The sequence below is a fragment of the Blautia sp. SC05B48 genome (assembly GCF_005848555.1).
GTDB lineage: Bacteria > Bacillota > Clostridia > Lachnospirales > Lachnospiraceae > Blautia_A.
Genome location: NZ_CP040518.1, coordinates 18,738 through 31,681 on the forward strand (window position 1 = coordinate 18,738; position 12,944 = coordinate 31,681).

General features: G+C 43.9%; 13 protein-coding genes and 1 tRNA gene. All 14 read right to left on the reverse strand.

Going from position 1 to position 12,944, the window contains the following annotated elements:
• Window positions 1–65: 65 nt before the first annotated feature.
• Entirely contained in the window at window positions 66–323 is a 258-nt protein-coding gene (locus EYS05_RS00100) for a glyoxalase (RefSeq protein WP_118516109.1), read from the reverse strand.
• A gap of 1 nt (window position 324) precedes the next feature.
• Window positions 325–1,128: an HAD family hydrolase gene (locus EYS05_RS00105; RefSeq protein ID WP_138276305.1), complete on the reverse strand. Its 804-nt coding sequence runs from the start codon at window positions 1,126–1,128 to the stop codon at window positions 325–327.
• Entirely contained in the window at window positions 1,121–1,786 is a 666-nt protein-coding gene (locus EYS05_RS00110) for an HAD family hydrolase (protein WP_138276306.1), read from the reverse strand. The genes EYS05_RS00105 and EYS05_RS00110 overlap by 8 nt, the downstream gene beginning before the upstream one ends.
• Before the next feature lie 8 nt (window positions 1,787–1,794).
• Window positions 1,795–2,400 (reverse strand): Maf family protein, encoded by a 606-nt coding sequence (locus EYS05_RS00115; protein WP_138276307.1) that lies wholly within the window; start codon window positions 2,398–2,400, stop codon window positions 1,795–1,797.
• Window positions 2,401–2,552: 152 nt separating this feature from the next.
• The gene (locus tag EYS05_RS00120; protein ID WP_015525883.1) at window positions 2,553–4,220 is read right to left on the reverse strand and encodes a glutamine--tRNA ligase/YqeY domain fusion protein; all 1,668 of its coding nucleotides are present in this window, start codon (window positions 4,218–4,220) and stop codon (window positions 2,553–2,555) included.
• Window positions 4,221–4,334: 114 nt separating this feature from the next.
• A tRNA-Thr gene (locus EYS05_RS00125) sits at window positions 4,335–4,407 on the reverse strand.
• A gap of 164 nt (window positions 4,408–4,571) precedes the next feature.
• The gene (locus EYS05_RS00130; RefSeq protein ID WP_138276308.1) at window positions 4,572–4,931 is read right to left on the reverse strand and encodes a hypothetical protein; all 360 of its coding nucleotides are present in this window, start codon (window positions 4,929–4,931) and stop codon (window positions 4,572–4,574) included.
• A gap of 84 nt (window positions 4,932–5,015) precedes the next feature.
• Window positions 5,016–5,600, reverse strand: a complete 585-nt coding sequence (gene sigH, locus EYS05_RS00135; protein ID WP_138276309.1) for an RNA polymerase sporulation sigma factor SigH — start codon at window positions 5,598–5,600, stop codon at window positions 5,016–5,018.
• 36 nt (window positions 5,601–5,636) lie between these two features.
• Window positions 5,637–6,362: a 23S rRNA (guanosine(2251)-2'-O)-methyltransferase RlmB gene (rlmB, locus tag EYS05_RS00140; protein WP_227573913.1), complete on the reverse strand. Its 726-nt coding sequence runs from the start codon at window positions 6,360–6,362 to the stop codon at window positions 5,637–5,639.
• A 10-nt stretch (window positions 6,363–6,372) separates the two neighbouring features.
• On the reverse strand, window positions 6,373–6,798 hold the full coding sequence (locus EYS05_RS00145) for a Mini-ribonuclease 3 (RefSeq protein ID WP_021650980.1): 426 nt from the start codon (window positions 6,796–6,798) through the stop codon (window positions 6,373–6,375).
• Complete coding sequence (gene cysS / locus EYS05_RS00150; RefSeq protein ID WP_138276310.1) at window positions 6,783–8,192, reverse strand: cysteine--tRNA ligase; 1,410 nt, start codon at window positions 8,190–8,192, stop codon at window positions 6,783–6,785. Before cysS ends, EYS05_RS00145 begins: the two co-directional genes overlap by 16 nt.
• A 1-nt stretch (window position 8,193) precedes the next feature.
• On the reverse strand, window positions 8,194–8,685 hold the full coding sequence (gene ispF / locus EYS05_RS00155; protein ID WP_118516122.1) for a 2-C-methyl-D-erythritol 2,4-cyclodiphosphate synthase: 492 nt from the start codon (window positions 8,683–8,685) through the stop codon (window positions 8,194–8,196).
• A 71-nt stretch (window positions 8,686–8,756) separates the two neighbouring features.
• Window positions 8,757–10,022, reverse strand: coding sequence for a sn-glycerol-1-phosphate dehydrogenase (locus EYS05_RS00160; protein WP_118516117.1), 1,266 nt, complete (start codon window positions 10,020–10,022; stop codon window positions 8,757–8,759).
• 129 nt (window positions 10,023–10,151) lie between these two features.
• Entirely contained in the window at window positions 10,152–12,938 is a 2,787-nt protein-coding gene (locus EYS05_RS00165; RefSeq protein ID WP_330575506.1) for a transporter substrate-binding domain-containing protein, read from the reverse strand.
• Between the last annotated feature and the right edge of the window lie 6 nt (window positions 12,939–12,944).

Here is a 12,944-nt window from a genome sequence, read left to right on the forward strand (position 1 = left end):
GGCTTTCTTTTTGCTGATGCAAGTTTATCATATTTAATTTTCAGAGGTGTAATCCCTGCTTTCCGTCAGCCTTCTACGATCATATATTTTCCGTCCGGAAGTTTGAACACTTCACTTTCTTCTTCCAGTTCCTTCAGAGAAAGCCCATCCACATCTGCGCCCATTCCATCCAGATATTTTTTTACATCCTTCAGGGAATCCAGCACAACTGCCATGCAATCCTCGAGGAACTCCTCTGCCTCCTCAAAATCCTCTGCTACCGGCTCATCAAAAAGCTGACCCTGTTTTTCCAGAAATGTCTGGACATATTCTTTCTTGTACATATTAAAGTACCTCCTTTATATCTCCGCCCGCCGCGATCAGTCTGCGAAGTACTGGTTCCACCTTCTCTGTTTCGTAGGAAGCAACCGCCTTTACCCCAGGCTTCGCATGCTTCATGGCAAAGCTGTATTTTACAGATTTCATCATTTCAATATCATTGTATTCATCCCCAAACACCATGCATTCATCCGGTCCGATTCCCAGAAGTTCCTGGTATTTACGGATCCCTTTTGCTTTGTTCGTGGTAAATGGAACAAAATCCACCCACGCAAATCCGGATGTCACAACAGTACATCTATCCTTGAACCGTTCCCTCCAATACCGGATGGATTCCTCCGTCATTCCTTCTTTCTCGTAAACCGCAACCTTCATACAAGGCTCTGTGATCTCATCAAAACTCTTTATGATCTTACACTGGTTTTTTACTTCCTCGATCATCAGATGGCGATAATGTTCTGTCTTGGGCATGATATAATAAAAATCCTTTGTAGAACAGGAAAATTCCGCTCCGGGCTTTTCCCATATCGCCTGAATGATCTCACTGACCAGTTCTTTGTCGAAGCTGTCGCAGTACAGAAGTTTCTCATTCTGAACAGCAAGCCCGCCATTTTCACTGATAAATGCCATATCGTCCTTTACCGGCACAAAAAGATTCCTCATATTGGCATACTGTCTGCCGCTGGCTGCCACAAAAAGGATTCCCATTTTTTTCAGTTCCTTTACCAGCGAAAATATCTCTTCCGGCAGCGTCTGTCTTCCACCGATGAGCAGCGTTCCATCCAGATCACTGGCAACCATCTTAATCATGCTGCTTCTCCTCATAAATAGTAAACAGATCACCAGGTACAGCTGCTACAATATCTGCACCGTTATTTTCAAGCTCTTCTCTGTCGCGGAATCCCCACAACGCACCAACGGTATACATTCCGGCAGCATTTCCTGTCTGCATATCAGTCTTTGTATCTCCGATATACATACATTCTTCCGGCTTTACGCCAAAATCTCCCGCGATTTTCAGTGGTCCATCCGGCGCCGGCTTTCTGCGGATCCCTTCCTGCTGTCCCATCACCTCATCAAACAGATCGCCATAGATCGCCTTTACCACTTTCTGTGCCGCAATATGAGGCTTATTGGAGCATACAGCCATCTTAAGGCCTGCATGTTTCAGCTTCTGAAGAGTTTCCGGCATATCTTTGTATGGCACAACTTTATACAGTGGATCTTCATCAAATTTCCTGCGATAAAGTTCCCTGACTTCTTCGTAGTGTACCAGTTCCGGATCTCCTGCATCGATCAGGCATCTTCTGATCAGCATATCTGCACCTTCACCGCTGTAATAACGAAAATTATCTGTCGGCTGTGGTTTCAGGGAAAACTTTTCCATGATCTCATTCGCCACATATGCCATGGATTCCAGTGTATCCGCAATTGTTCCATCCAGATCAAATATACAAGCTTTTATCATTTTATCTTTCATCCTCTCAGGTTCATTCCCAGTTTTTTTGTCTCATAGATCAGTCTTGCCACAGGCAGTCCCACCACGTTGTTGTAATCACCACGGATTCCCTTCACATAGGCTCCCCAGGCGCCCTGGATCCCATAGCTTCCGGCTTTATCCATTGGGTCTTTGCTGTTTACATATTCCTTTATTTCTTCCTCTGTCGCCGGATAAAAGCTCACATCCGTGCACTCATGAAAGGTATGAGCTTCCCATCTCTCTTCTTCTCTTATCAGTAAAGTTACACCGGTATATACCTGATGCGTGTTCCCCTGCAGCATAGCGAGCATCTCTATTGCAGCTGTCTCATCTGCCGGTTTACCTAAGATCTTGCCCTCATAAGATACAACGGTATCTGCACCGATCACAACCACATCTCTCAGCTCCCGGTTCCTCTCTTCCTCCAGCGCATATGCCGTAAACATAGCTTTCTGACGAGAAAGTTCCTCCACCACTTTCGCAGGCTCTGCACTGGTGATCAGTTCTTCCCCGCTGGCAGGCTTCACTTCAAAGGTGATTCCTACCTGGCTTAAAAGTTCCCGCCTCCTGGGAGATGCGGAAGCAAGCACGATTTTCTTCATGTGTAATTCCTCTCTTTCCTGTGTTATCAGTATAACCGTTTCTGTAAACGGGCGCAACCGAAATGATGACGATAAAACAAAACAAGCAGTACACCCTGATACCTGTTCACGGTGTACTGCTGTCATATGTTTCGTATTCTTTTTGACAGTTTTTATGCTTTCGGTAATTTGAAAGAGCTCTTCAGAGATACAATGCGGTTAAATACCGGTGCTCCCTCCCTGGAATCATGGATATCTGCGCAGAAGAAACCGTTACGTACAAACTGATAGCTGTCATAGCCTTTTGCTTTCAGAAGCTCCGGCTCTACATAAGCACTTGTTACCGTAAGAGAATTTGGATTTACATTAAGAGAACCATCTTCTTTATTGTAAACACCTTTTTCTTCATCTACGATATTTTCGTAAAGCCTTACCTCAACTTTACCTGCATTGGATGCTTCCACCCAGTGGATCGTTCCTTTTACCTTACGTCCGTCCGGTGCATTTCCACCCTTGGTCTCCGGATCATAAGTACAGTGGACTACACGGATCGTTCCGTCGTCATCTGCCTCGTAACCTGTACAGGTTACAAAATATGCATTCATAAGACGAACTTCATTTCCAATATAGAGACGTTTGTATTTCTTAGGAGGCTCTGCCATGAAATCATCACGTTCAATGTAAAGTTCTCCACTGAACGGGATCTTTCTGGTTCCAAGTTCCTCGTTCTCCATATTATTCGGAGCTTCCAGATACTCAACCTGTCCTTCCGGATAGTTATCGATCACAAGTTTGATCGGATCAAGAATCGCCATCATACGCGGACGTTTCAGCTTCAGGTCCTCGCGGATGCAGTACTCAAGCATTGCATAATCTACAGAACTGTTAGCCTTTGAAACACCACAGAGTTCTACAAATTTACGGATGGATTCCGGTGTAAATCCACGGCGGCGGAGTGCAGCAATGGATACAAGTCTTGGATCATCCCATCCATCTACGATGCCGTCCTCAACAAGTTTCTTGATATAACGTTTACCCGTAACAACATTGGTCAGGTACAGCTTTGCAAACTCGATCTGCTTCGGTGGGTGCGGATATTCCAGTTCCTTTACAACCCAGTCATAAAGCGGTCTGTGGTCTTCAAACTCCAGAGTACAGATAGAATGTGTCACACCCTCGATGGCATCCTCGATCGGATGAGCAAAGTCGTACATCGGATAGATGCACCATTTATCACCTGTATTGTGATGTGTCATGCGGGCTACACGGTAGATGACCGGGTCACGCATGTTCATATTCGGTGACGCCATATCGATCTTGGCGCGGAGAACCTTCTCGCCATCTCCGTATTTGCCCTCACGCATCTCTTCAAAAAGCTGAAGATTCTCTTCTACAGTACGGTTTCTGTACGGGCTCTCTTTACCCGGCTCTGTAAGAGTTCCTCGGTACTCACGGATCTGGTCTGCAGTCAGGTCGCAGACAAAGGCCTTGCCCTTCTTAATAAGCTTCACTGCCGCCTCATACATCTGGTCAAAATAATCAGATGCAAAGAAAAGTCTGTCTTCCCAGTCTGCACCAAGCCATTTCACGTCAGCCTTGATGGACTCTACAAATTCGGATTTCTCCTTTGTAGGGTTGGTATCATCAAAACGGAGATTGAATTTTCCGTTGTATTTCTGAGCCAATCCATAATTTAAAAGAATGGATTTCGCATGTCCGATATGAAGATAGCCGTTAGGTTCCGGTGGGAAACGTGTATGCACGGTGTCATAAACGCCTTCTTCAAGATCTTTGTCTATAATATTTTCAATAAAGTTTTTGGAAACTGTTTCGTTCTCCATTGCTTTCCCTCCTAAATATCATCCTGATGTTTTATCTTATCATAAATCCGGAGTTTTTGAAACCCGCAAAACCTGTATTTAAACAAAAAATTGTCTGTTTTTGGACACAAAAAAAGCTGCTGACGGGAATCGAACCCGTGACCTCCGCCTTACCAAGGCGACGCTCTACCGACTGAGCCACAGCAGCTTGTTTCGCGACGTTTATGTCGCTCACAGTTGTTTATATTATCAGATGATTGTTATATTGTCAATACATTATTTTTATTTTTTTAAAAATTCATATTTTCATGATTATAGCACAAAAAATCCTGTGTGCTGTCGCTCACAGACACAGCACGCAGGATTCTCTTTTTACTCTTCTGTCTTTGTCTCTTCTGTTTCTGTCTCTTCTGTTTCTTCTGTTTCGGCCTCCGATTCATCATCAGCAGGTGTTTCCTCTTCTGCTTCTGTTGGTGCCTCTTCAGCATCCTCTGCCTCTTTGGAAACTTCTACAGTCTCAGATGCAGTCTTGTCCCAGTCCTGGAAAACTTCTTTCTCTTCTTTTTCTTCCTTCTTCTCGTGATCCTTGAAATCATCAAGATCTTCGAAATCATCCTCAAAGTCTTCTTCGCATACGGATCGTCTGGATACAAGTGCTGCGATAGCTCCTGCTGCGGCGGCGGTAAGCGCTCCTACTGCAACAAGTCCCCAGTATTTATTGATCTTTGCCATAATTTGGCCTCCTTTCTTATTCTGCTCCTTATGAGTATTATTTTAATACTTTTACATTCAAAAGGAAAGAGGTATTTACTCTTCTCAAAAATAGCTTTTAATTTTCCCACGGATCCTCTGCAGTGCATTATCAATGGATTTCGGTGTTTTTCCAAGGATCCGGGCAATATCCATATATCCATTTCCATCCAGATACAATTGCAGTATCCTGTTTTCCAGAGGGCTCAGGCTCTTTTTTATTTCATTTTCGAGAGCCGCCACATTTTCCCGGTCGATCAGGATCGATTCCGGATTATCATACTCCACACAGGAATCTCTGAAACTTTCTTCCGCCTCTCCGTCGCTTAAAGACACATAAGTGTTCAGTGGCTGATGTTTCTGGCGGTTTGAACTTTTAATGGCAGTATAGATTTGTCTGTCAATACATATATTTGCAAAAGACTGAAAAGACGCCTCCCTGTCTGGCTGGTAATCACGGACTGCCTTAAACAGTCCGATCATCCCCTCCTGTATCAGATCATCCGTGTCTCCGCCTATCAGAAACATGGCACGAGCCTTTTTTCTGACCAGACCTTTATACTTTTCCATCAGATAATCTGCAATTGCAGATTCCCCTGCACGAAGTCTTTCGATAAGAGCTTCATCCGTCATCTCATTATATCGGCACATTTTTTCTCCGAACAGCTATGGCTGTATTTGATGTATTTATTTTGACAGTCTCTGTCTTACGATCTCAAAAGCAAGGACTCCTGCAGCTACAGAAGCGTTAAGGGAATCGATATCCCCCTTCATCGGGATCGCGGTAGTAAAATCACATTTCTCTTTTACAAGGCGGCTTACACCATTTCCCTCATTTCCGATCACAAGGCCAATAGGCCCTGTCAGATTCTGACGATACATCACCTCTCCGTCCATATCTGCACATACGAACCAGATGCCTTTTTCTTTCAGTTCATCAATAGTCTGTCCCAGATTAGCAACCTTGGCAACCGGTGTATAATTCAGTGCGCCTGCCGACGTCTTGGCAACCGTAGCAGTCAGTCCTACTGCTCTGTGTTTGGGAATGATCACACCATGAGCACCTGCAAGATTTGCGGTACGGATGATAGCTCCCAGATTATGAGGATCCTCAATATTATCAAGAAGAATGATAAACGGAGGCTCTCCTTTATCTTCTGCTTTCTTTAAGATATCCTCTACTGTGGAATAATCATAAGCCGCAACCTGTGCGATCACTCCCTGATGCGCACCTGTCTCGCTCATGGAATCCAATCGTTCCTTTGGAACAAATTTTACAATGGTATCATGTTTTCTGGCTTCTCTTGCGATGGTGCGGACCGGTCCGTCCTGACAGCCATCCAGAATAAACAGTTTATCAACACATTTACCGGAACGAAATGCCTCAAGTACCGCATTTCTTCCTTCTATCATTTCAGTCAATTTAAATTTCCTCCTTCTCAAGTCCTGCATGGACCAGTTCCAGTATCCTTGAAAAATCCTCTTTCAGGTAAAGATATCCCATCAGCGCCTCAAAACCTGTAGCACGCCGATAATCCGCCATGGTGGCATGTTTGGCCATGGTAGCGGAATGGGCATTTCTTCCTCTTCGATATACACTTTTTTCTTCTTCTGTCAAAAGTGGTTCGAGGATCTCCATCATACCCGACTGTGCAGATGCTTTTACAAGGCTGCTGGCTTTTTTGTGGAGACGATTTACCGGACAGTTCGCTTTTTTCACAAGAATAGTACGGATCACCAGCTCATAAACACCATCCCCGATATAGGCCAGTGTCAGCGGCGAATAAGTCCGAAGGTCTGCGTCTTTCAGATCAAACAGCTCTTTAAGTTTCTTTAAGCTCTCTGCCATTTCACACCTTCTCTTGTATCTTTGAGGATGATACCTTTTTTCAGGAGCTCATCACGGATCTCATCTGCTCTCTTGAAATCCTTTGCCTTTCTTGCAGCCTGGCGCTCCTGGATCAGATCCTCGATCTCTTTGTCAAGAATCTCTTCTTTTTTCTCGATTTTCAATCCCAGCACATCACTGAGCTTAAAAAGTTCCTCATAAAGGCCACCTGCAAACTCTTTTGAGCTGTTCTCATCTACGTTTGTGTTGGCAAATTTAACAAGCTCAAAAATTGCCGCAAGCGCATCTGCGGTATTAAAATCATCATCCATGGCCGCTTCAAATTTGGTAACAAAACCTTCTGCCTCTTTGAGAAGCGCAAGCTCTTCCTCTGTGATATTCTCTGACGCCCCATTGTCTTTACGGTCACTGAGCTTGCCTGCCGCCTCAAGGATACGCTCCAGAGAGTTCTTTGCTGCTTCCATAAGATCTGCGCTGAAGTTCAGCGGACTTCTGTAATGTGCGTTCAGCATAAAGAAACGAAGGACCTGAAGATCATACTGTTCACCGATCTGACGAACGGTACGGAAGTTTCCGAGAGATTTGGACATCTTGCGGTTATCGATGTTCAGGAAACCATTATGCATCCAGTATCTTGCAAAAATTTTACCATTGCAGCACTCACTCTGTGCGATCTCATTCTCATGATGCGGGAAGATCAGATCCTCACCGCCTGCATGGATATCGATCTCTTCTCCAAGATATTTCTTAGACATAACAGAGCACTCAATATGCCAGCCAGGACGTCCGTCGCACCACGGTGACGGCCAGGACGGCTCGCCCTCTTTCTTTGGTTTCCAGAGCACAAAGTCTAACGGATCTTCCTTCTGATCCTCACCGGATACCTTAAGAGAACGGAATCCCGACTGGAGATCATCCAGGTTCTTATGAGAAAGCTTGCCATAATCTTTGAATTTCTTTACACGGAAATAAACGGTCCCGTCAGCTGCCGGATATGCATATCCTTTATCAATAAGAGTCTGGATCATGTCGATCATGCCCTGGATCTCCTGTGTAGCCTGGGGTGCAGTTGTAGCAGGTTTTACATTCATATCTGCCATATCTTTCTTGCACTCTTTGATATAACGGGTAGAGATTTCCTCTGCGGAAACACCCTCTTCAATGGCCTTCTTGATGATCTTGTCATCTACATCGGTAAAGTTGGATACATAATTTACTTCATATCCTTTATATTCCATATATCTGCGCACCGTATCAAAAATGATCATAGGACGGGCATTTCCGATATGGATCAGATTGTATACCGTAGGTCCGCAGACATACATTTTAACTTTTCCTTCTTCCAGAGGTACAAATTCCTCTTTTCTGCGTGTCAGTGTGTTAAAAATCTTCATGTTACTCTTCCTCCAATTTCCCGATTCTGTACAGGGAGCAGATCGCCTGTGAGGAGATACCCTCTCCCTGTCCTGTAAATCCAAGGCCTTCCTCTGTTGTCGCCTTGATATTCAGCTGTGATATTTTAATCCCAAGTGCTTCTGCGATATTTTCTCTCATCTTCGGAATATGCGGCGCCATCTTCGGTTTCTGAGCAATGATGGTAGCATCTATATTTCCGATCGCATAGTCGTTCTCCTTCAGTAATCCGGCAACATGCACCAGAAGTTTCACACTGGAGATTCCCTTATATGCAGGATCTGTATCCGGAAAATGCTTTCCGATATCTCCAAGAGCCGCAGCTCCCAGAAGTGCATCCATGATCGCATGGATCAGAACATCCGCATCCGAATGGCCCAAAAGACCTTTTTCCCAGGGAATATCAACACCACCAAGGATCAGCTTCCTGCCCTCTGTCAGTTTATGTACATCATATCCCATTCCTACTCTCATCAAACCGTTCATCACTGCCTTTCCTGAAAATTTATGTCAAGTCAAAAGAACCTTTTATGAGCTGTTCCCGCTCAGTATGTGAGCATTTTCCGGAGTCTTAAAAGGCTCAGCCTTCTTCTTGTATACGGTGCAAGTCTGAGACTTTCCTCGATTGCTTTTCCCGGCAGTCCGATATCCCGGACTCTGCTTATGCAGCCGACGATACTCATCATCTCCTGCATATCTGTAACTGCCGGAAGAAAATCTATGATCTTAAGGATTTCCGGAAGTGCACCGGAAAGTGTTTCTATGCTCACATCATCCAGAAGTTCCGGAGTGTTTTCTTTTTCAAGTGCTCCAAGAATCCCTTTTCTGCCGAAGGTCTCCTGCAGGAGTTCTCTGTCTCCGTCTGCAAAAGCATGCACTCTGCAGGTTCCTCTTCTGATAGCATCTGCAAGCTTTTTATATTCCAGAAGGACCAACATGGTTGCTGCAGAAACCTTCTCCCCGTGAAGAGCATTCAGGTGGCCATTGACCACTTCCATATCCCAGAGGTGGACCATATGGTGTTCCGCTCCGGATGCCGGTCTGGAGTTTCCTGTCATCTGCATGGCCAGTCCGGAAAGGATCAGTGCATACATCAGCTTCTCACATGCATCTTTCTCTCCTGCTGCGATTTCTTTCAGATTATCCTTAACAGTCCGGATCGCTTTTGTTTCCAGATTTACCACCTCTGTACAATAGTATTCATTCATAAGAATACTTGCTATCTTCCAGTCTGCCAGCGCAATGTATTTTCCCAGAATATCCGACACCCCGGCTGCTGTAAGCCTTGCAGGCGCCTCTGCAAAAATATCTGTATCCGCAAAGACAAAAAGCGGCGCAGATGCCTGAAATACTTTTTTTACACCATTCCAGGTCATGTCTGCTACTGTGGAAGTAAATCCGTCTGAACTGGCTGCGGTGGGCACAGAGACAAAAGGGATCCGGTACTGATGGGCGACAAAACGACTGAGATCATGGATCGTCCCTGCTCCAACTGCAAGAACAAGATCGATGTCCTCTTCCATATAATTCTCCACGATCTCCACGGCACGCTCATCTGCCTCAAGACCTTCAGCATCCAGGATCAGTACCTGACACCGGTCATAGATATCCTCCATCAGTTCCTCTGTAGCTTTGTAACTGTTCGTGTCACAGATCAGAAGCGGGGAAATATATTCTTTCAGATCACCGTCTGACATTTCCTTTTCCAGTTTCCCGATAGCTCCTGATTCAATTACAATTTCTCTAACGTCTATGTGGTGCTCCCTCCCGCAGCTGCAAGGTCGGGCAAAATCGTCCGCATCGACTCGCATGTACTTATGTCCTCCTGACTTCTTTTAATGATTCACAGCGTATTTCTCTGTTCGCTGAATGATACAATATTACAGTTTGGTATTATACAGGATTTTTTTTTAGAACGCAATAACAGGCTTTAACTTGTTTCATCCTATATATTTTGCGATGACAGATATTAAAATACTCAGATCAACCGGCTTTGCAATATGGTCATTCATTCCGGCTGCAACAGCATCCCGCTTATCTTCTTCAAATGCATTTGCCGTCATTGCAATGATCGGTATACACGCTTTATCCTTATCTGGCAAGTGTCTGATTTCCTGTGTTGCTTTATAACCATTCATTTGGGGCATTTGTATATCCATGAGGATCATATCATATGTTCTTGCCGGCATTTTTGTTATCCTGTTTACACACTGAATGCCATCCTCCACACGTTCAACCTTAAGACCGGCACGCTCAAGTATTGCTTCTGCAATCTCTGCATTCAGATCATTGTCCTCTGCCAAAAGGATATTCCTGCCTTCAAGGATTTCACTGGCTGTTCCCGAGCTTTCATCGTGTTTTTTCACATAATAGCTTTCATCCGCTATCCTGTGTTTTAATGTTACAGTAAAGGTGCTGCCCTTTCCAGGCTCACTCTCCACATCTATTGTTCCGCCGAGCTGATCAACATATTTCTTTACGATTGACATTCCCAATCCGCTTCCTGTGATTTTGCTCTTTGTAGTGTTTCGCTCACGCGTGAATGCGTCAAAAATCTTTGTCAGATAATCCTGGCTCATACCGATTCCGGTATCGCTCACCCTGGTCCTTACCATCATGTACCCGGGCTCATCACATACTAATTCGTCTATGTTTACCATAACAGAACCACCGGATGGAGTATATTTTATGGCATTGCTCAGGATATTGGCAAATATTTCTTTTACCTTGGTAGTATCTGTCAGTATATGTTCATGCTCTACATTTATTGTGTAATGAAGTGCAATATTCTTTTTCTTTGCTTCATCATCAAATATTTCAAATAAAGTCTGCCGAATATCTTCAATCCGGCCATAGTTCTCATCAATTTCCATCTTTCCGCTCTCAATCCGGGCCATATCAAGTACATTATTTATGATAGACAGAAGAAGATTTCCTGACTGCCGCAATTTTTCCAGATGATCTGAAGTTTCAGGCAGATCCTTTCCTTTTAGTTCTTCCTCCATAAGCTGTGCATAACCCAGAATTGCATTCATAGGAGTACGGATGTCATGAGACATATTGTTAAGAAAACGAGTCTTTGCCAGACTGGCATCCTCTGCTTTTTTCAAAGCGATTTCCAGTTTGTCATTAAGTTTTTTTGTATTCTTTGCCGCAAGCTTTGCGACAGCTTCTGCTTTCTTTGCCTTCCGCAAAAGTACGAGGATAATACCAATGATAGTGAGTACAGAAAGTCCTGCTGTAACAAAAAAAGCGAGCATATTGTCTTTTATAAAGTCCAAAAATGTTACTTTATCTGCAGTACTGTCATAGATAGCAAGTGCACTTGTAAGCATGTCAGACGGCATAGCCTTTATAGTTTTATTCAGTATTGACAAAAGGCTTCCCTCTCCACCTCTTACAGCAAAGCATGCCTCCATTGTTTTTGTAAGTGGAACACTCTTGAAGTTTTGACTGTTATCATATATCAGCGCCTGGCTTGCTCCCATGAGGAAACAGTCTGCTTTTTCTTGGATGACCATATCTGCTGCATTGTCAAGCGAATCACAATCTACGATCTTCCATTCGGGATAGCTGAATGCAATATGCTGTTTTAAGGCATATTTTTCCTTTGGCACAGCTACAGTATACACCTTATTTTCATCAAATTTTTTCTCATCGGTTACGGCCATCAAACTGTAAGTCCAGGCTGTGTTTGTAAGTGCATATCCGTTTTGTTCTGCAAAATATGGATTCCTGCCGACATAAAAAATCATGTCAATCTCACGGTTCTGCAGCGCCTGAATCATTTCATCATAATTATCATATGCCTGTATATTAAATTCCAGTGTCTGATTTCCCAGACAATCTTTGGCATAGGAGGTATATTCCGCCAGCATACCGGTAAGTTTTCCAGTCTCTTCATCCATGGAAAAGATTGCCGGATCATTGTTCAAAAATCCTATCCGGATACCTCCATGCTCTTCCACCCAGATCTTTTCTTTCCCTGTAAGAACCTGAATATAATCAAGTGTAAAATACTTCTTATACAGATCTGTCTTAAAAAAGGGACTATCCTGTTCCAGTTGACGCATAGCATAGTCCAGCTCCGTCTTGATATCGCTGCGTTCTTTATTTATTGCAAAATATATGCCTGATTTGCCAATCGTGGTAACGGATGATATTCCCTGTTCAGACCAGATAGATTCCTCCAGAGATACAAAACAGTCGATCTCATGATTTGCTAATTTCTTTTCGACATCATCATTATTATTCACATTTACATGTTCTGTATGTATGCCATTCTTATTTTCCCATTCTGTCAGCATGAGCTCAGGTTCTGTATCCATGAGCACACCTACACGTTTCCCATCCAGAGACTTGAGATCAGACATTCCAATATCCGTATCCGATAAATCAGCATAAAGGATATATTTTTCCTCCCCCATCGGTTCATCCGGGAAAAGCATCTTTTGTGCACGTTCATCGGTGTAAGAGATATCACCCATGATATCAATCTCACCATTTTCAAGCTTATCAAAACAGTCAGACCAGTCACATTTCACATACTCAAGTTTCCATCCGGTGTAACCTGCCAGAGCCTGCATGAGTTCGTATCCATATCCTCGTCTTACACCGTTTTTATCGACATAATTAAAGGTATCCTCAAATGAGCCGACACGGATGATCCGTGACTGCTTTTCATCGTTATTCGTCTCGGCAGCCCGGCATGGTACCGTCAATACCATCCATAT

What these genes read in the sequence shown, in the direction of transcription:
- ispF (WP_118516122.1), bottom strand. Translation starts at nt 8,685, where the DNA reads ATGAGAGTAGGAATGGGATATGATGTACATAAACTGACAGAGGGCAGG.
- cysS (WP_138276310.1), bottom strand. Translation starts at nt 8,192, where the DNA reads ATGAAGATTTTTAACACACTGACACGCAGAAAAGAGGAATTTGTACCT.
- EYS05_RS00100 (WP_118516109.1), bottom strand. Translation starts at nt 323, where the DNA reads ATGTACAAGAAAGAATATGTCCAGACATTTCTGGAAAAACAGGGTCAG.
- sigH (WP_138276309.1), bottom strand. Translation starts at nt 5,600, where the DNA reads ATGTGCCGATATAATGAGATGACGGATGAAGCTCTTATCGAAAGACTT.
- EYS05_RS00145 (WP_021650980.1), bottom strand. Translation starts at nt 6,798, where the DNA reads ATGGCAGAGAGCTTAAAGAAACTTAAAGAGCTGTTTGATCTGAAAGAC.
- EYS05_RS00115 (WP_138276307.1), bottom strand. Translation starts at nt 2,400, where the DNA reads ATGAAGAAAATCGTGCTTGCTTCCGCATCTCCCAGGAGGCGGGAACTT.
- EYS05_RS00110 (WP_138276306.1), bottom strand. Translation starts at nt 1,786, where the DNA reads ATGATAAAAGCTTGTATATTTGATCTGGATGGAACAATTGCGGATACA.
- EYS05_RS00130 (WP_138276308.1), bottom strand. Translation starts at nt 4,931, where the DNA reads ATGGCAAAGATCAATAAATACTGGGGACTTGTTGCAGTAGGAGCGCTT.
- rlmB (WP_227573913.1), bottom strand. Translation starts at nt 6,362, where the DNA reads ATGATAGAAGGAAGAAATGCGGTACTTGAGGCATTTCGTTCCGGTAAA.
- EYS05_RS00165 (WP_330575506.1), bottom strand. Translation starts at nt 12,938, where the DNA reads ATGGTATTGACGGTACCATGCCGGGCTGCCGAGACGAATAACGATGAA.
- EYS05_RS00120 (WP_015525883.1), bottom strand. Translation starts at nt 4,220, where the DNA reads ATGGAGAACGAAACAGTTTCCAAAAACTTTATTGAAAATATTATAGAC.
- EYS05_RS00160 (WP_118516117.1), bottom strand. Translation starts at nt 10,022, where the DNA reads ATGCGAGTCGATGCGGACGATTTTGCCCGACCTTGCAGCTGCGGGAGG.
- EYS05_RS00105 (WP_138276305.1), bottom strand. Translation starts at nt 1,128, where the DNA reads ATGATTAAGATGGTTGCCAGTGATCTGGATGGAACGCTGCTCATCGGT.